General features: G+C 44.8%; 14 protein-coding genes and 1 pseudogene. 10 read left to right on the forward strand and 5 right to left on the reverse strand.

Going from position 1 to position 18,294, the window contains the following annotated elements:
- Positions 1-2 precede the first annotated feature (2 nt).
- The 4 genes and pseudogenes from BBC0178_RS05370 (at position 3) to ilvN (ending at position 4,808) form a co-directional block, all read left to right on the forward strand.
- The gene (locus BBC0178_RS05370) at positions 3-986 is read left to right on the forward strand and encodes a bile acid:sodium symporter family protein (RefSeq protein WP_078039461.1); all 984 of its coding nucleotides are present in this window, start codon (positions 3-5) and stop codon (positions 984-986) included.
- Positions 970-1,784: pseudogene (locus tag BBC0178_RS05375) on the forward strand (methyltransferase). The gene BBC0178_RS05370 and the pseudogene BBC0178_RS05375 overlap by 17 nt, the downstream one beginning before the upstream one ends.
- 640 nt (positions 1,785-2,424) lie before the next feature.
- A complete protein-coding gene (locus tag BBC0178_RS05380; protein WP_078039462.1) occupies positions 2,425-4,224 on the forward strand; it encodes an acetolactate synthase 3 large subunit in 1,800 nt (599 codons plus the stop codon).
- An 11-nt stretch (positions 4,225-4,235) separates the two neighbouring features.
- Entirely contained in the window at positions 4,236-4,808 is a 573-nt protein-coding gene (gene ilvN, locus BBC0178_RS05385; RefSeq protein ID WP_078039463.1) for an acetolactate synthase small subunit, read from the forward strand.
- Positions 4,809-4,882: 74 nt separating this feature from the next.
- Here the strand turns inward: ilvN and BBC0178_RS05390 are convergent, their stop codons facing one another.
- Entirely contained in the window at positions 4,883-5,956 is a 1,074-nt protein-coding gene (locus BBC0178_RS05390; RefSeq protein ID WP_078039464.1) for an NAD(P)H-dependent flavin oxidoreductase, read from the reverse strand.
- Positions 5,957-6,042: 86 nt separating this feature from the next.
- Between BBC0178_RS05390 and BBC0178_RS05395 the strand changes: the two genes are divergently transcribed.
- Both BBC0178_RS05395 and BBC0178_RS05400 read left to right on the forward strand, forming a co-directional pair.
- Positions 6,043-7,164, forward strand: coding sequence for an ATP-dependent DNA helicase (locus BBC0178_RS05395; RefSeq protein ID WP_078039465.1), 1,122 nt, complete (start codon positions 6,043-6,045; stop codon positions 7,162-7,164).
- A gap of 77 nt (positions 7,165-7,241) precedes the next feature.
- Complete coding sequence (locus tag BBC0178_RS05400; protein ID WP_077971321.1) at positions 7,242-8,009, forward strand: glucose 1-dehydrogenase; 768 nt, start codon at positions 7,242-7,244, stop codon at positions 8,007-8,009.
- 297 nt (positions 8,010-8,306) lie between these two features.
- On the opposite strand, the gene gltA is transcribed toward BBC0178_RS05400, so the two are convergent.
- Complete coding sequence (gltA, locus tag BBC0178_RS05405; RefSeq protein ID WP_077971323.1) at positions 8,307-9,599, reverse strand: citrate synthase; 1,293 nt, start codon at positions 9,597-9,599, stop codon at positions 8,307-8,309.
- Positions 9,600-9,947: 348 nt separating this feature from the next.
- Complete coding sequence (gene gltX / locus BBC0178_RS05410; protein WP_078039466.1) at positions 9,948-11,369, reverse strand: glutamate--tRNA ligase; 1,422 nt, start codon at positions 11,367-11,369, stop codon at positions 9,948-9,950.
- A gap of 222 nt (positions 11,370-11,591) precedes the next feature.
- Between gltX and BBC0178_RS05415 the strand changes: the two genes are divergently transcribed.
- Positions 11,592-13,787 (forward strand): ComEC/Rec2 family competence protein, encoded by a 2,196-nt coding sequence (locus BBC0178_RS05415; protein WP_149867423.1) that lies wholly within the window; start codon positions 11,592-11,594, stop codon positions 13,785-13,787.
- A 531-nt stretch (positions 13,788-14,318) separates the two neighbouring features.
- Here BBC0178_RS05415 and bfr read toward each other — a convergent pair.
- On the reverse strand, positions 14,319-14,813 hold the full coding sequence (gene bfr, locus BBC0178_RS05420) for a bacterioferritin (protein ID WP_077971331.1): 495 nt from the start codon (positions 14,811-14,813) through the stop codon (positions 14,319-14,321).
- The gene (locus BBC0178_RS11970) at positions 14,779-15,093 is read right to left on the reverse strand and encodes a (2Fe-2S)-binding protein (RefSeq protein ID WP_077971333.1); all 315 of its coding nucleotides are present in this window, start codon (positions 15,091-15,093) and stop codon (positions 14,779-14,781) included. The genes bfr and BBC0178_RS11970 overlap by 35 nt, the downstream gene beginning before the upstream one ends.
- 229 nt (positions 15,094-15,322) lie before the next feature.
- Here BBC0178_RS11970 and rpiA point away from each other — a divergent pair, with 229 nt between their 5' ends.
- The 3 genes from rpiA to gor all read left to right on the forward strand — a co-directional run bounded on the left by rpiA (position 15,323) and on the right by gor (position 18,256).
- Positions 15,323-16,027, forward strand: a complete 705-nt coding sequence (rpiA, locus tag BBC0178_RS05430) for a ribose-5-phosphate isomerase RpiA (protein WP_077971334.1) — start codon at positions 15,323-15,325, stop codon at positions 16,025-16,027.
- An 83-nt stretch (positions 16,028-16,110) separates the two neighbouring features.
- Complete coding sequence (locus BBC0178_RS05435) at positions 16,111-16,692, forward strand: DUF2059 domain-containing protein (protein WP_077971336.1); 582 nt, start codon at positions 16,111-16,113, stop codon at positions 16,690-16,692.
- A gap of 175 nt (positions 16,693-16,867) precedes the next feature.
- Positions 16,868-18,256 (forward strand): glutathione-disulfide reductase, encoded by a 1,389-nt coding sequence (gene gor / locus BBC0178_RS05440; RefSeq protein WP_078039468.1) that lies wholly within the window; start codon positions 16,868-16,870, stop codon positions 18,254-18,256.
- The last annotated feature ends 38 nt before the right edge of the window (positions 18,257-18,294 follow it).

The following is an 18,294-nucleotide window of genomic DNA, read 5'->3' on the forward strand; positions in this document are numbered from 1 at the left end:
TAATGAAGTTTTTGCCAGACAAATTCTTAACTGCGCTGATTGTGGCAATTATCATTGCCAGCATCGCCCCAATATCCGGAAAAGCGGCGGATTGGTTTTCGTTGCTTACCCAGATTTTTGTCGGATTACTATTCTTCCTGCACGGAGCAAAGTTACCGTGGCAAGCGGTTCTAGCCGGTATTGTTCACTGGCGACTGCATTTGACAGTGTTTCTTGCGACATTTGTTCTTTTTCCGATTTTGGGTGTTTTGGCAGGCATTATCGTTCCGGGGTTGAAAGAGTCTGCTTTCTATGCGGGTATTCTCTATTTGTGCGTTTTGCCTTCAACGGTCCAATCGTCGATAGCTTTCACGTCCATTGCTGGTGGTAATATTCCTGCTGCAATTGTTTCGGCTTCAGCCTCGAACATTTTTGGCATGTTTTTAACGCCGCTTCTCGTCGGATTGTTGTTTTCCGCAGGCAGTGGCAACGCAACCATATCGGCAACGGCATTTGAAAGCATTCTAGTGCAACTGCTTATTCCGTTTGTTCTCGGTCAGCTTTGCCAGCGCTTTATCGGAAATTTTATAGTACGACACAAATCCTTGACTTCAATCGTCGACAGAGGGTCAATTATTCTGGTTGTCTATCTTGCGTTTAGCGAAGCAACCACAAGCGGATTGTGGCACACCACAAGCTGGCACGATCTGATTGTGATGATTATTATCGACGTGGTTTTGCTAGCGATTGTATTGACCGTCACATGGTATGGGTCAAAATTGTTAGGCTTCGACGAGAAGGACTGTATAACAATTACTTTTTGCGGTTCGAAAAAAAGTCTCGCAAGTGGCGCGCCTATGGCCAATGCCATTTTTGCCGGCTCGGGTGGGGCAATCGGCGCAATTGTCTTGCCACTCATGTTATTTCACCAGATACAATTGATGGTATGTACGATCATTGCCCGTCATTTATCCGAAAGAAGAAAACAAAGTGGCACAGACGAATAAAGCCGAATTGGAACATTTTTATAACCTCGGGCTTTTCCTTGAAAAACAGGGAAAATTTGATGAAGCAGCCGCAGCATATCGACGGGCGTTGGAAGCAGATCCCGAAGATTATGGCGGGATTAGAGTGAGACTTGCTGCTATTAATCGGGGAGAAACGCCGAAGACCGCTCCAAAAGCCTATGTGGCAACTTTATTCGACCAAAATGCCGATATGTTCGATTATATTCTGGTTGATCAATTGGGCTATGACGTACCGTTACAATTGCGAGAACAGTTATTAGCAGCTTTTCCCGACTTGAAATTTGATCGAATGCTCGATCTTGGCTGTGGGACAGGACTTTCGGCTGATGCACTTGATGATCTGGCAAGTGACAAGACCGGTGTCGATCTTTCCGAAAATATGATCGAGATTGCACATGAAAAAGGTGATTACCAGCATCTGTTTGTGGGCGATGCCGTGGAATTTGTTACACGCTCTGCCGAACAGTGGGATTTAATCGTCGCTACCGACGTTCTACCCTATATGGGGGACATCGAATTGTTTTTCGATAAAGTTTCTGAACGTCTTGCACAACATGGAGTTTCGGTTTTTCAACCGAAACACTTTCTGAAAGTGCATTTAACGGACTGAACTATAAAGTCGGGCCGCATCAACGTTTTGCCCACAACGAGGATTATATCCGGAATGAATTGGCAAAACACAATATTGAATGTGTAAGCGTCAATAATATAGTTGTTCGTGCCGAACAGGGTGAGCCTGTGCCGGGACAATTATATGTCACTCGCAAGACATCCTGACTTTTCGACCTGATCAGTATTTGGTAACAGATCGGGGCTCTTTGTTCTCATTGTCTATTTGATTGAACGAATGAACCGGCGATTATTTCCTCTATAGTGTTGAGGAATTCAAGAGCTCGCTTGCTTCGTGCTCCATCCGTTTTTGTTACCCCATAAGCCGGACATAGAATTGAGGTTTTTAGTTCGTGGAAACAAAGTGGGAAATATGCCGGTTTTCTAAATCATATGAAAAATAATCTTGTAATTCGTCAAACGTGCCGTAGACGGTGCGGTAAAAACTTCCAAAGGTTCAGGAAATTGTATTTTTCTGACGATTGAAGTCGTCTGTCAGATACGTGTGCCTTTTAACGTTGATTTCTATAACATGTACATAACAGAAGCGGCTTATACAAAAACACGCAATCGGAAAATCAAGATTCTGCTTAATAAACTACACATATTAGATAAAAATTGAAACTTTTGGATTGACGGGCTGTCATAGGCATAATAATGTTTCGCGCATGAAACAGATTATTCTAGTAGTGCGAACGCGTATGGGGCAAATGGTGTAACCATTCGGCTAACAGCCACTCATACGCGAAACAGGCTCCCTTGGGGGCCTTTTTTATTAGCCAAAGAATTCAGTTGACGAGTAGGAAAAATGACAGAAGAACCAAAACCAAAAGACAGTTTCGACGGAAAAACAATGTCTGGTGCGGAAATGGTCGTACAAGCGCTTATCGATCAAGGGGTAGAACGTGTATTTGGTTACCCCGGAGGAGCAGTTCTCCCGATTTTTGACGAAATTTATCAGCAGAATTCATTCGAACATATTCTTGTTCGCCATGAGCAGGCAGCAGGACACGCAGCCGAAGGATATGCTCGCAGTACCGGTAAAGTCGGCGTTATGTTGGTGACATCTGGTCCGGGGGCTACAAATACCGTTACAGCATTACAGGACGCATTGATGGATTCTATTCCGCTTGTCTGTTTTTCAGGGCAGGTTCCTACAACGCTGATTGGTACAGACGGTTTTCAGGAAGCCGATACCGTCGGTATTACACGTCCGTGTACGAAACATAACTGGTTGGTAAAAGACGTAAACGACCTTGCCCGCATCATTCATGAAGCGTTCTATATTGCACAAACGGGACGGCCGGGACCGGTTTTGATCGACATACCGAAGGATGTACAATTTGCTTCAGGCGTTTATACCGCGCCGCGCTCCATGCCACGCCAAAGCTATCGCCCCCAATTGGACGGTAACGCCAAAGCAATCGAATATGCAGTTTCAATGCTCGCTGAAGCGAAAAAACCGGTAATTTATACTGGCGGCGGTGTTATTTCCTCCGGTGCCAATGCGGTAAGATTGTTGCGTGAGCTTGTTGCTCTCGGTGATTTTCCTATCACATCAACACTGATGGGATTGGGAGCTTATCCGGCATCAGGAAAAAATTGGCTGGGTATGCTCGGTATGCACGGTACTTATGAAGCCAATATGACAATGCATGATTGCGATGTGATGTTGGCTATCGGTGCGCGTTTTGATGATCGTATTACCGGTCGTCTTGACGCTTTCGCACCGAAAGCAAGAATTATTCATATCGATATCGACCCTTCATCAATCAATAAAACTGTTCAGGTTGAAGTCCCGATCGTCGGCGATGTTGCGCATGTTCTGGAAAATATGACGCGCAGTTTGCGTGCTCTGAAACCGGTGCCGGACAAAGAAGCAAGAAAAGTCTGGTGGGACGAAATCAATCACTGGAGAGCGCGTAATTGTCTGGCTTATAAGCACAGATCTGATGTTATTATGCCGCAATATGCGATAAAACGCCTTTATGAACTGACGAAAGACAAAAACGCATATATCACTACGGAAGTTGGACAACACCAGATGTGGACAGCTCAGTATTATGGCTTCGAGGAACCACGCCATTTCATGACATCGGGTGGATCAGGGACGATGGGATATGGCTTTCCGGCTTCGATCGGCGTGCAAATTGCGCATCCTGATGCGCTGGTTATTTGTGTTGCAGGCGATGCGTCAATTCAGATGAACATTCAGGAATTGGCAACGGCAATGCAACATAAAACACCCGTCAAGGTGTTTATATTGAACAACCATTATATGGGAATGGTGCGTCAGTGGCAGCAGCTTCTCCATGGAAACAGGCTGTCGAATTCCTACACAGATGCTATGCCGGATTTTGTCAAACTCGCCGAGGCTTATGGTGCAGTTGGCATAAGATGCTCGAAACCGGAAGAACTTGATGGGAAAATCAAAGAAATGCTTGAATGCGACAAGCCGGTTTTCTTTGATTGTGTGGTTGCCAAGCAGGAAAATTGTTTTCCGATGATTCCATCGGGTAGGGCACATAATGACATGCTTCTTCCTGACGAAGCTAATGATGAATCAATTCAGAATGCTATCGACGCAAAAGGTCGCTCGCTCGTATAAGGGATAGAATGATGAACGCACAGAATTTAAGTTTTGGTTCGGCTTATTTTATCGAGCCGAATAATGACCCGATGGAAACGCATATGCTTGCAGTTCTCGTTGATAACGAGCCGGGCGTGCTTGCCCGTGTTATCGGGATGTTTTCAGGACGCGGTTATAATATTGAAAGCTTGACAGTTTCGGAAACAGAACATGCAGAAAAGCTTTCCCGTATTACGGTTGTGACACGGGCAACGCCGCAAGTTCTTAACCAGATTCGTCATCAGTTGGAACGGATTATACCGGTTCATCGCGTGGTCGATCTGACTGTTCGTGCACGTGAGCAGGAGCAAGATGGACCTATCGAGCGGGAATTGGCACTTATAAAAGTAACAGGTGAAGGTGCCGATCGCGTGGAAGCATTGCGTTTGGCCGAGGCATTCCACGCCAAGGTGATTGATGCAACGGTCGAACATTTTATTTTCGAAATTACCGGCCGCACCGCGAAAGTCGATCAGTTTATTTCCATTATGGAGCCTTTGGGATTGGTAGAAATATGTCGGACAGGCGTTTCGGCGATGAACCGTGGTCCGGAAGGCATGTGATTAAGAGAAGCCAACCGATAAACGAAATTGAAGGTCTCTACCGCAAGGTAGGGGCCTTTTTTAAACGCTTATTTTTACGACGATTGCATAGCATCAAGAAATTCTTTTTTGAGGCAAGCAAGGAGTTTCTTTGCGTCCATCGGTCGGGAAAAGGGAGCACCTTGGCCAGCCCAATAGGCACCGAATCCGAAGTCCTGTTTTTCTTTGGCAAGACTGGCAATTTGTTTTGCCGCGTCATATGCATAGGGATAGGAAGGTACATCTTTATCCGGCTGATGCCAGGTGAAATCGACAAAAGAATTATATAGCGCACGCGCTGGTCGCCCCGAGAAAGCACGTGTCATAACTGTATGATATGCTGATTGGCTGGCGAGAGTTTGTTTATATCCGCTATCGGCTTGCGATTGGGGGCAGGCTATGAAAGCTGTTCCTAATTGCACGGCGCTTGCACCGGCTTTAATGCATTCTGCAATATCCTGACCATCCATTAATCCGCCAGCCGCTATGACGGGTATGGAAAGATTTTTCAAAATTATCTTTAAAAGCTGTTTGAGAGAAAGACATGAGTCCGCTAAATTTTCATCAAATGTCCCTCGATGACCGCCGGCCTCATAACCTTGAGCAACAATTGCATCCAAGCCGGCCTTTTCAATAGCCCAAGCTTCATCAAGATTGGTTGCTGTTGCTATGAGATATATTCCGGCTTGCTTCATAGCCAAGATTTTTTCGGTTTCGGGAAGTCCGAAATGGAAACTCACAATTGCCGGTTTTTCTTTCATAACGAGCTCGAACAATTCGTCGTTCATATAAAAACTGCTATAGATTTCCCGCAAAGTTCGAGGTGGCTCGGCGTTAAATTCGTGGAACAGGGGACTTAACTTCTGAAGCCACGCGTCGTCAATTTGTTCGTCGGGCTTGACAGGCTTGTGGCTAAAAAAATTGATATTAAATGGTCGCCTTGTGACCTTTTTTAATGTTTCTATTGCCCGAGATGCAGCATCAGGCGAGGATGCGCCCAATCCCAGAGAGCCAATAGCGCCATTATTACAGATTTCTGCCGCAAGCTCCGGTGTTGAAACTCCTGCCATTGGAGCTTGAATAAGCGGGATTTCGAGATTGAAATGATGACAGAAATCGATGTAGGACATATCTTCCTCCCTAAAAACACAGGTGCTGTTTTTAAAAGGACTATAATGGACTTGCTCTGAACCGTCGAATCCTGTTTGGATAAGTTATGCAATTTTCACCACAGCAAGATAAAGCACTGACCAGCGTCGCAAATTGGCTTAAAAATGGTCAGTCTCAGGTTTTTCGTTTGTTTGGCTATGCGGGCACGGGAAAAACAACCTTAGCACGCTATTTTGCCGAAAGCGTTGATGGTACGGTGCAATTTGCCGCTTTCACCGGTAAAGCGGCGCAGGTATTGCGTTCAAAAGGCGCGAGCAATGCGCGAACTATTCACTCTTTGATATATCGCCCAAGGGGTGAAGAAGAAGTTGCCGACGAAAACACAGGTAAAACTTCGATGGCACCGATGTTTTCACTCAATCGTCAAAGTCCGATTGCACAGGCCAAGCTTGTTGTCATTGATGAATGCTCAATGGTTGATGAACAGCTCGGCCGTGATCTCATGAGCTTTGGAACTCCAATTCTTGTATTGGGTGACCCCGGACAATTGCCGCCAATATCGGGCGGCGGATTTTTTACCGAACATGAGCCGGATTTTCTTCTGACAGAAATTCATCGTCAGGCACGGGATAACCCGATTATCCGTCTGGCAATGGATGTTCGTGAAGGACGCGATATTGACTATGGCGACTATGGTGCGGCTCAAGTCATAACGCGGAAGCAGGTTGACCAGCAACTGGTTCTCGACGCCGATCAGGTTCTCGTTGGCATTAATCGAACACGTCGACTCTATAATAAGCGTTTGAGAGAACTCAAAGGTTTTACAGCCGATTACCCGCAAGCCGGCGATAAGCTTGTTTGCTTGCGCAATGATCCGGCCAAAGGTTTGTTGAACGGGTCGTTATGGAGGGTAATGACGGCATCCAAGGAAACCGTAAAACCCGGTATAAGTTTGCTCGTCACTCCGGAAGATGACGATCGCGGTGTTGCAAAAATCAAGTTACTGAAAGCAGTTTTTGATGACCCAGAAAGCGAGATTTCCTGGCAAATGAAGCGCCGTTATGATGATTTTGATTATGGCTATGCTTTAACGGTCCATAAAGCCCAAGGCTCGCAATGGGATAATGTTGTATTATTTGATGAAAGTTTTGCTTTTCGTGATACGCGCGAACGTTGGCTTTATACAGCAATTACGCGTGCAGCCGAAAAATTGACAATTGTACGATAATCAATTCTTCTGATAACATTCGATAATTGCGATTAAAATTGAATACTATTTCAATGTAGCTATGAGGAGAATTTACTATGCGGGTGAAAGACAAAGTTGCAATCGTTACAGGCGGTGCAAAAGGTTTGGGCGAGGCGACATCACGTCTTCTAGCAAAAGAAGGTGCGAAGGTTGTTTTGACTGATCTTGATGAAGTGCAAGGCAAAAAAGTAGAGGCGGAAATTAATAAATCCGGCGGTACTGCAAAATACATGAAACATGACGTTTCCAAGGAAGACCAATGGAAAAAGGTCGTTGACGACACAGTCAGTCTCTTTGGCCGGCTGGATATTCTGGTGAATAACGCAGGCGTTGGTCATTCGGCTTCTGCTGAAGAAGAAACTTTGGAAAAATGGCGCTTTCTCTTATCAATCAACCTTGATGCGGTTTTTCTTGGCACCCGCGAAGCGATACGTGTGATGAAAAATCAAAAGAGCGGTTCGATTATCAATTTGTCATCGATCGAAGGCTTGGTTGGGGATCCAACGCTTGCTGCCTATAACGCAAGTAAGGGCGGGGTTCGCCTTTTCACGAAGTCTGCTGCATTGCATTGCGCAAAATCGGGTTATGGAATTCGCGTCAATTCTGTCCATCCTGGCTATATCTGGACACCGATGGTTGAACAAAATGCCATAGACAGCGGCAATGTCGAGGAAAGAAAAGCAGAGTTAACAGCTCTCCACCCGATTGGAAAATTAGGAGTACCGGACGATATTGCTTACGGTATTCTTTATCTTGCTTCCGATGAATCCGGTTTTGTCACCGGTTCGGAATTGGTTATTGATGGCGGCTATACTGCCCAATAAAGTGCGTTAAATCATGCCATTGCCCAACCAGACTATATGGGCAGTCGCTAACGCTACGCGAATGCAGGCAACCGGCTGAAGATGCGTCTTATGCTGGTTGTGTACCCGGAGGCGAATGTCGGTTAGCAGAGTTGAGTGAATTTATGGAATTCGTCGAAGACACTAAATAGCCAACTTTTATAACGACGCTATCTCGGTCTCTAACGTAATGTTTGAATTAAAAATAACCCCGTCACAAAATGTTGTGGCGGGGTTAGAATTTTTATCTTTCGGAAAATTGAATATTTCCGAAGCAAATTATTTCCGTTTGTCGATAGGAACATAGTCACGGCGTGCAGCACCGGTATAGAGCTGACGCGGACGGCCGATCTTCTGTGCCGGATCCTCGATCATTTCTTTCCATTGTGCAACCCAACCAACACAACGTGCCAAGGCAAACAGAACTGTGAACATATCGGTCGGGAATCCGAGAGCTTTCAATGTAATGCCGGAATAGAAATCAACATTCGGATAAAGCTTCTTCTCGATGAAATATTCGTCGTTAAGAGCAATATGTTCGAGTTCCATAGCGATGTCGAGAAGCGGATCGTCCTTGATACCAAGTTCGGTCAAAACTTCATGACATGTCTTTTGCATGATTTTTGCACGCGGGTCGTAATTTTTATAGACGCGGTGACCAAATCCCATCAGGCGGAAAGGATCGTTTTTATCCTTGGCGCGTGCGATAAAGTCAGGAATTCTATCAACCGAACCAATTTCCTGAAGCATTTTCAAGCAGGCTTCATTAGCACCGCCGTGAGCAGGACCCCACAGGCAGGCGACGCCGGCAGCAATACAAGCAAACGGGTTGGCACCCGAAGAACCGGCTAGACGAACAGTTGATGTCGAAGCATTCTGTTCATGGTCGGCATGAAGAATGAAAATACGATCCATAGCGCGTGCCAGCACCGGATTAACTTTATATTCCTCGCAAGGAACAGCAAAGCACATTTGCAGGAAATTAGCAGCGTAGCCCAAGTCGTTGCGTGGGTAAACAAACGGTTGGCCGATTGAATATTTGTAGGCCATAGCGGCGAGAGTCGGTACTTTCGAAATCAACCGGATTGATGCGATCATTCTTTGACGGGGATCAGCGATATCAAGTGAATCGTGATAGAAGGCCGACATTGCTCCGAGGCAAGCCACCATCACAGCCATCGGGTGTGAGTCGCGGCGGAAGCCGTGAAAGAATCGCGAAAACTGTTCGTGAACCATTGTATGTTCGCGCACTGTGCGGTCAAAATCTTCTTTTTGTTTTTTACTCGGAAGTTCACCGTATAGAAGCAGGTAACAGGTTTCCAAGAAATCGCCCTGTTCTGCAAGCTGATCTATCGGATAGCCACGATACAGCAATACGCCTTTGTTTCCGTCGATAAAAGTGATTTTAGATTCACAAGAAGCTGTTGACGTAAAACCGGGATCATAAGTGAATGTTCCGGTTTCTTTATAGAGCGGAGCAATTTCGATAACGTCTGGCCCCATAGTGCCTTTACGTACCGGAAGCTCAATGCTTTTACCGTCAACAGTTATATGTGCTTTATTATCTATCATATGTCTTCCCTTTCAGAACCTCCACCCCACAAACGATGAGGTACCGCGTTCACATTACAGGTAATGACTGCGGCTCACGTCCAATGCCTGTGTTGTTTTCCAGATTATCCGAAAAGAGCCGGCTTGCAATGTCTAAGTTGCGTATTTTTACGTTACCGGTGTCAATCTTGTGTGATTCAATTTTGAAAAATTGCGTAAAAGTGAAGGGGCGTTCTTGCAACTTCTGATTTCTATTCAAACTGTTAAGAAAAAAAGCCACAGCCCTTTTAAAAAAAGGCTGTGGTGCAAAATTAATCTATAAATATTAAAGTCGTTTTCAGATTATAAAGCTTGTTTTGTGATTTTTCCTTAAGCAATCTGATCACGAATTCGTCCAAGCGACTCGTCACGTCCTAAAATGACAAGAACATCGAAAACGCCTGGCGAAACGGCTCTTCCGGTTAATGCTGCACGCAATGGCTGAGCAACTTTACCGAGCTTTAATTGAGCCTCTTCAGCATAGTTCCGGATAATATGATCAAGCTTTTCTTTGGTCCATTCTGTGCAAGATTCGAGAGCAGAATAAATCCCTTTGAGGATGGTTTTGCCTTCGTCATTGAGAAGGTTGGTTGCCTTTTCATCAAGTTTCAATGGACGGTCAGAAAAGATAAAAGCAGCATTATCAATAAGCTCGACAAGTGTCTTTGCGCGCTCTTTGAGTTCCGGCATTCCTTTTAGAAATTCTGAACGATTTTTCTCGTTCAGTTTGGCCTCTAGTTCTTTACCACCTTCAATCTCTGGCAGAATAGAAAGCGCAGCGTCAAACAAATCTTTATCGTCGCTCATACGCATATATTGACCATTGATCGCTTCGAGCTTTTTAAAATCGAAGCGCGCTGCACCTTTGTTAATGTCGTCAATATCAAACCACGAGATCATATCTTCGGTCGACATAATTTCATCGTCTCCGTGGCTCCAGCCGAGACGAACAAGATAATTGCGCAATGCAACAGGCAAGTACCCCATGGCACGATAAGCATCAACGCCGAGCGCACCATGCCTTTTTGAAAGTTTCGCACCATCTGCCCCATGGATGAGCGGGATATGAGCCATAACCGGAACATCCCAGCCCATAGCATTGAATAGAATTGTCTGGCGCGCAGCATTGGTCAAGTGGTCATCACCGCGGATAACATGAGTGACCCCCATGTCATGATCATCTACAACGACTGCAAGCATATATGTTGGCGTGCCATCCGAACGAAGAATAATGAAATCGTCGAGATCTTTATTCGGGAAGTGGACGTCGCCCTGAACGCGGTCATGAACAATTGTCTCGCCTTGTTGGGGGGCTTTGATGCGAATAACTGGTTTTACTCCTTTGGGAGCCTTTGAAGGGTCGCGGTCACGCCATATGCCGTTATAACGCGGCGGCTTTCCCTCAGCGCGCGCTTTTTCACGCATTTCGGTCAATTCTTCCGGCGTTGCATAACAATAATAGGCCTGACCTTTTTTGACGAGTTCTTCTGCCACCTCGCGATGCCGGTCAACGCGCGAAAATTGCGAAATGGGATCCCCATCCCATGTCAGTCCCAACCATTTCAATCCGTCAATAATTGCATCGACGGCAGCTTTTGTAGATCTTTCGCGGTCGGTATCCTCAATGCGGAGCAGCATCTTGCCGCCAGTGTGTTTGGCATAAAGCCAGTTGAAAAGAGCGGTACGCGCCCCTCCGATATGGAGAAAACCGGTTGGTGAAGGGGCAAAACGTGTAACTACAGGCGTGGACATAATGTCTCCAGATTTCTATGAGTATTCCATTGTCAGTATGGCGTCGAACCATTAGCATAGACTCAGCACCATGCACCAGCCATACCAACGGGGACGGATAGAATTATAAAGCAGAGAAATGCGTTAGAAAGCAAATCAAATGCGCAAAGGTTGAACAGCCAATCCGTTAAGACCAGAACGAGGTCTGTTGCGCAGCTTTACAGTCCGCTTGAACGGCATGTCGTGAGTCTGCCAGATGATATACCATTTATCGTTCCACATAAAACAGGGTTAAAGCGGCTTTATAAACAACTCGCCGATATATTTTTGCGGGGGTATTCCGCATTCATTTTCGAACGCGAACAAGGATTATTATTTTTACTAATACCTGTGTTCATGACTGTCGGGGTAGTCATCTATTTCGGACTTTCTTATGAACCTGATGGCAGAACTCTTACAGCGCTTTCTATTATCGCAATCGGGATATTCATTCTCTCCCGTCACTTTCGTCCGGCCTTTTATATAACCGGTTTGGCAATGTGCATTTTTCTTGGCGCTTTGTGTTCGAAGATAGAAACCTGGCGCCTTTCTACGCCAATGCTCGGGAGTGATATCTCTTCGACAATTAAAGGACGGATTATCTCTGTTGAAAAGGTAACACGGGGGAAATCACGGTTGATCGTGGATATAATTTCCACCGAAAAACCACATCTCAATCACGCTCCCGAACGTGCAAAACTAACATTTTCCGGTAATAACACAGAATTTGAACCCGGAGATGGCATCGAAGGACGTGCAAAATTACGGGCGAGCTCCGGACCGATACGTCCTGACAGTTATGATTTCAGCTTTGCAAACTATTTTCAATCAATCGGCGCACAAGGATATTTTGTCGGTAAACCGACAAAGATTTTTGTTGAGCCACCCATCTCATCACTGGAACGGTTCTCTCTGGCAGTCGCGCGTCTCAGATTGGCAATGACAAACAGAATAATCAATGCGATAGGCGGCGAAACAGGTAGCATAGCAGCGGCACTTATTACTGGCCAGAGGGGCGGTATTTTACCGGCAACGAATGAAGCATTACGCATAGCCGGACTTTCCCATATATTGTCTATTTCGGGTTTACATATGGCGATGGTCGCCGGAATGGTTTTAATTGTTATCCGGACATTGCTTGCACTATTTCCTTCTTTTGCTTCGCGCTATCAATCAAAGAAATTCGCTGCTGCGGCGGCGTTGTTTGTATCCGCTTTCTATCTGTTATTGTCCGGCTCGGACGTTGCTGCCCAACGCAGTTTCGTAATGGTTGCGGTTATGCTTGTGGCAATAATTTTTGATCGTTCCGCAATTACAATGCGTAACCTTGCTATCGCAGCAATTATAACTCTGGTTGTGTTTCCTCATGAAGTTTTGGGACCGAGTTTTCAAATGTCGTTTTCGGCAACCGGAGCTTTGATTGCAACATTCGGATGGTGGAGCCGGAAACATAAATCCGGTTTTCAGACAACGCCAATGTTTTTCGGTGCTGGCGTGATGCGAATTGTTCTGTTTCCGGTTCTCTCAACCGCCGTCGCATCACTTGTTGCGGGACTCGCAAGCGGGATTTTTTCCGCTTATCATTTTTCCAACACGGCGCCTTTAGGCGTTCTTAGCAACGCTTTAGCCTTTCCTGTAATGTCGATTGCTGTCATGCCTTTCGCTCTTGCCGCCGCGCTGCTGATGCCTTTTGGTCTGGAGTGGTGGCCCTTGCAAATTATGGGAGTAGGGGTGAAAATTGTCGAAAAAATAGCCTATAGCGTGGCTTCGATTTCTCCCGACGTCAATCCGGGGCTGATACCCCCTATAGCATTGGTTTTTTTATCCATCGGCCTCGTAATCCTGCTGTTTTTCAAAACAAGACTATGTTTGTTTTCCATAATATTCTTCTTTGTCGGTATAATTTTTGTCATTCATCAAACACAGCCTTTATTGCTTATATCTGAAGATAAAGGAGCAGTCGGATTGATAGACGACAAAACCCTTTATATTACAGATATTAAACCGACCAGATTTACAACGGAAGTTTGGTTGCGTTCATATGCTTTGAATGGAATTGTCGGCCCGTCGTCAGAAGACTACCAGAAGAATGCCCAATTCATTTGTGATCATGGTACGTGTCATGCGCAAAAAGACGGCGGGTTGGAAATAGCGGTGATTGAAAAGCAAAATACCAGCGACTTGACCTGTCCGGATGATGATATACTCTTACTTTCCAGTAATATTCATCTGATAAATTGCAGACCGGAACAAAAGGTCATTACCGAAACTTCCTTGAATCTCAAAGGCAGCATAGTCGTAACAGACAATGGCAAAATTATATCGGCAATCGAAAGTGGACCAACGCGCCCCTGGAACGAACACAGGAAATATTTGCGTTCTTCGGGTTCTAAATTTTGAATGATAAAAATAAGAAAAGTAGGTGGCCTGTTATTCTGGATTGATCAATCGGAGGGCATTGGAGATTAGTTTCGGATACCTGAAAAACAGGTAAAACATCAAGCCCTGATCTTATTGATGAATATTCATTGGTCTTCATGAAACGTCAAATGCGTCGATCAACTATCCGGCGTTGGGATATTTGATAGCAAGCTGAAAATCTACAATATTGAACGACATATCCGAAAGGCAAATTTCCCATTTCACCGGTTTTAACAACATGACTGACGTGAAATTAAAGGCGGGACATTATTGACGCGACATTACAGGCGTGACAGCATCGCGCTCAGGTTATCGAAAATTTCCATTCTGAAAATTGACTTAATAAATCGACCACTTTAATAATTCGATCGTCTAAATGGCTTACTTTTATTAAAACTCTTTTTTGCAAGAGTGATTATATTTTCGGAAAAAATATAATTGAAACAGAACAAAATATAAAAACTGGCTGGAGCGAAGTTTTTCTTGGACCCCAGCCAATAAACAAAAAAATTACTCTTTTGCTTCAGCGTGCTCGGCCGAACCGGCATTGAGCTGACCATATTTCTCTTCACCAATCTTGTTGAGAAGAGCAAGCTGTGTCTCGAGAAAGTCTATATGTCCTTCTTCATCTTCCAACAATTCGTCAAACACTTTTTTCGAAATATGATCGGAAAGTTCGGCACATAGTTCACGTGCAACGCGATAAGCTTCTCTTGCTTCATATTCACCAGCCAAGTCGCATTCGAGAACTTCTTTTATGTTCTGTCCGATGCGCAATGGTGCAAGAGTTTGAAGATTAGGGTGACCTTCGAGGAAAACAATGCGCTTTACCAGCTTGTCAACGTGGCCCATTTCTTCAATAGACTCTTCACGTTCCTTATTGGCAAGTTTTGTGTAACCCCAATCTTCGGTTAAACGGTAGTGGATCCAGTATTGATTGACTGCACCGAGTTCCAAAAAGAGCGCATGATTAAGCTGCTCTATGACCTTTTCGTGACCTTTCATGTTGGCCTATTCTCCTATATTTCAATCGTAATGCGCGCACACGATCAAGATAGGAGATAATTTCAGCCTCGTCCCGATTATGTAGGCGATGAAAATTTTCCGAAACTCGAATAATAGTTTCAAGTATATTCGGAAAGCAACAGCAACACTTGCCGCGCTTCGCCAGTACTTTATAAATTTTTCCGGGAACAATCAATTGCCAACAATCCTCTTCCAACAGAGAATTGATCACATCTTCGATCTCTGATTGAGTTATTACGTTACACGAACAAACAATCATTATCGATAACCAAGTCTAAATTAACCCATACGACTCAAATAAACATGACAAACATATGAAACTTTAGAGCCGAAATCAAGCATAAACTGGATATTTTTTATCAACTATAAAAATAGGGTATAAATCGGTGAATTTTGTCCAAAACAGCAGTTTCATTACGCGTAGTGATTGCAATTTTTCGAACGATACGTAAGAGGTAAATAGCATTTTTGAGGAAAAACTGATCGTCATGGATTCTCTGCAATTAAAGAAAGCCGCTGCCGCAAAGGCCGTCGAATTTGTCGAAGACGGAATGAAATTGGGAATTGGTACCGGTTCGACAGCTAATGAATTTATTCGTTTATTGGCTCTTAGGGTAAAAGAAGGACTGAAAGTAACGGGTGTTGCGACATCGGAACGCTCTGAACAATTGTGTCGTGAGTTGGGAATACCGGTTGCCAGCCTTGATGAAATGCCCAGTCTCGACCTTGATATTGACGGTGCTGATGAAATCGGACCGAAGATGGCGCTTGTCAAAGGTGGAGGAGGGGCTCTGTTGCGGGAAAAAATTGTGGCTTTCGCATCCGCCCGAATGTTGGTCATTGCTGATCAGTCCAAACTTGTAAAAACACTCGGCGCATTTCCGTTACCGATTGAAGTCAATCCATTCGGTTTGGAAGCAACAAAACTGGCCATTGTCGACGTTGCAAAAAGCCTTGGCCTTTCAGGTAATATTTCTTTACGCGTCAAAAATAACAAAACTTTTGTTACTGATGGTGGACATTTTATTCTTGATGCATCATTTAGCCGTATTTCTGATCCAGAGAGTTTGTCGAATGCGCTTTTCTCTATTCCCGGCGTTGTCGAGCACGGATTATTTTTGAATTTGGCTAACAAATCAGTGGTCGCAATGGCTAATGGTGAAATAAAAGTTTTGGAAGAGTCGGATTTTTAGAGTAAATGTCTTTGTCATCGGGATATTTCTTGACGAAAAAAATGGCTAAGAATTATTGACCACAATTATGGAGTAACCACTGAATGAATACGGCATTTTCCATTCGCCGCCTTGCTGCAACGCTGGGAACGGTTGCCATTGTTAGTATCGGAATCAATTTTGCCCATGCTGACGATATTAGCGAAGCCCACTTGCAATCAGCACAAAAAGCAATCGCAGCAATCCATGCAACAGACCAATTTGATGAATTTCTGCCAAGCACCGCTCGTGATTTGAAAGACGAGCTCATGCGCAAAGACCCTAATCTTTCGAATATCATTTCCGATACGGTCGACGAGCAGGCCATGGCGTTGGTCAAACGTCGTGCCGATCTTGAAAAGGAAGCAGCGCGTGCTTATGCCAAGCATTTCTCACAAGCGGAACTTGACCAAATTACCGCTTTCTACACGTCTGATACAGGTAAGAAATTGCTCACAGAAGGACCGGTTGCTGTCAAGGATATTCTTTCGGCCTACGACGTATGGCGTCAAGGAGTTGCTCAAGATTTAGCGACAAATGTCGGTAAAGCAATGGCTCAAAAGGTTGGCCCTCAAAAACGCGCCGCGCCTGCTGCACCGACAGCGCCTTCGACAGCTAAACCAAAAGCTCCGGTACCAGCTCAATAATAACTTTTCGGTGATTCTTGGAAATAGCGGCATATTTGCCGCTATTTTTTTGGCAAAAATTCCAAAATTTCGGTATTGCAGAACTGGAGTAAAGTGAATTGCATTACGTTGGCTTACAATTTGGTGCGATTACACCATATAAAAGACTGCATAACCGAATTGAAAGGAATAGCCTGTGTCATCTTATGATTTTGATTTATTTGTAATAGGTGGTGGCTCGGGTGGCGTGCGTGCAGCGCGTTTGGCCGGTGCACTCGGCAAAAAAGTTGCTATAGCAGAAGAATATCGGATGGGTGGCACTTGCGTTATTCGTGGATGTGTTCCAAAGAAACTCTTTGTCTATGCCTCCCAATATTCTCAAGAATTCAAAGATAGTCATGGTTTTGGATGGACTGTCAGCGGTTCCCGTTTTGATTGGAAAAAACTTGTTGCGGCCAAAAACAAGGAAATTTCGCGGCTCGAAGGGCTTTATCGTAAAGGGCTTGATAATAATCATGTCAAGATATTCGAGAGCCGCGTTGTTTTTGTTGATGCACACACCTTGAAGATAGAGAAAACGGGCGAAGAAATTAGTGCTGAAAAAATCCTCATTGCTACAGGCGGACATGTTTCCCGTCATCCCGAAATTATCGGTCATGAATTGTGCATCAGTTCTAATGAAGCTTTTAACCTCGAACAATTACCGGAATCAATTGTGATTGCCGGAGGCGGTTATATCGCGGTAGAATTTGCAAATATCTTCCACGGATTGGGCGTGAAAACAACGCTCGTTTACAGAGGTGATCTTGTTTTGCGCAAATTCGATTCCGATTTGCGGCAATTGTTAAACGATGCGATGCAGGAAAAAGGCATCCGCATTGTTTATCATGCAACGATCAACAAAGTCGAGAAAGAAGCGGAAAACTTTAAAGTCGAGCTTTCGAATGGTGAAACCCTGACAGTGGGAAAAGTAATGCTGGCACTCGGGCGCTCGCCCAATACAGAAGGCTTGAACCTTGATAAAGCCGGGGTAAAATGCAATTCTCATAATGCAGTTATTGTTGATGAATACATGAAAACAACTGCTGATAATATATGGGCTGTCGGTGACGTAACTGACCGCATACAACTGACACCGGTCGCGATTCATGAGGCTATGTGTTTTATTGAAACTGCTTTCAAAAATAACCCGGTTGCTCCGGATCATGAATTGATTGCGACGGCTGTATTTTCCCAGCCTGAAATCGGTACAGTCGGAATGACAGAAGAAGAAGCTGTACAAAAGTTCAAACGTGTCGAGGTCTATCGCGCGCTTTTCCGTCCTATGCGGAATACGCTATCGGGAAATACTGAAAAAATGCTCACCAAACTTGTTGTCGACGGCTCGTCGCGGGTCGTTGTCGGTGCCCATATATTGGGACACGATGCCGCCGAGATGGCACAACTGCTTGGTGTTTCTCTCAAAGGCAACCTAACAAAAGATGTGTTTGACAGAACTATGGCACTTCATCCGACTGCTTCAGAGGAATTGGTCACAATGTATAAGCCGACATATGTTTATGAAAACGGGAAAAAGCTTAATTGAAAACTGAACTGATAGACGAGAAAAATTGTTGAATTTCG

It is taken from the genome of Ditibartonella apihabitans, assembly GCF_002007485.1.
Lineage (GTDB): Bacteria > Pseudomonadota > Alphaproteobacteria > Rhizobiales > Rhizobiaceae > Bartonella > Bartonella apihabitans.

Excerpts from the sequence above, each read along its gene's own strand:
- BBC0178_RS11970 (WP_077971333.1), bottom strand. The coding sequence starts at position 15,093 with ATGATTGTTTGTTCGTGTAACGTAATAACTCAATCAGAGATCGAAGAT.
- gltA (WP_077971323.1), bottom strand. The coding sequence starts at position 9,599 with ATGATAGATAATAAAGCACATATAACTGTTGACGGTAAAAGCATTGAG.
- rpiA (WP_077971334.1), top strand. The coding sequence starts at position 15,323 with ATGGATTCTCTGCAATTAAAGAAAGCCGCTGCCGCAAAGGCCGTCGAA.
- BBC0178_RS05380 (WP_078039462.1), top strand. The coding sequence starts at position 2,425 with ATGACAGAAGAACCAAAACCAAAAGACAGTTTCGACGGAAAAACAATG.
- bfr (WP_077971331.1), bottom strand. The coding sequence starts at position 14,813 with ATGAAAGGTCACGAAAAGGTCATAGAGCAGCTTAATCATGCGCTCTTT.
- ilvN (WP_078039463.1), top strand. The coding sequence starts at position 4,236 with ATGAACGCACAGAATTTAAGTTTTGGTTCGGCTTATTTTATCGAGCCG.
- gltX (WP_078039466.1), bottom strand. The coding sequence starts at position 11,369 with ATGTCCACGCCTGTAGTTACACGTTTTGCCCCTTCACCAACCGGTTTT.
- BBC0178_RS05435 (WP_077971336.1), top strand. The coding sequence starts at position 16,111 with ATGAATACGGCATTTTCCATTCGCCGCCTTGCTGCAACGCTGGGAACG.
- BBC0178_RS05395 (WP_078039465.1), top strand. The coding sequence starts at position 6,043 with ATGCAATTTTCACCACAGCAAGATAAAGCACTGACCAGCGTCGCAAAT.
- BBC0178_RS05390 (WP_078039464.1), bottom strand. The coding sequence starts at position 5,956 with ATGTCCTACATCGATTTCTGTCATCATTTCAATCTCGAAATCCCGCTT.
- BBC0178_RS05400 (WP_077971321.1), top strand. The coding sequence starts at position 7,242 with ATGCGGGTGAAAGACAAAGTTGCAATCGTTACAGGCGGTGCAAAAGGT.
- BBC0178_RS05370 (WP_078039461.1), top strand. The coding sequence starts at position 3 with ATGAAGTTTTTGCCAGACAAATTCTTAACTGCGCTGATTGTGGCAATT.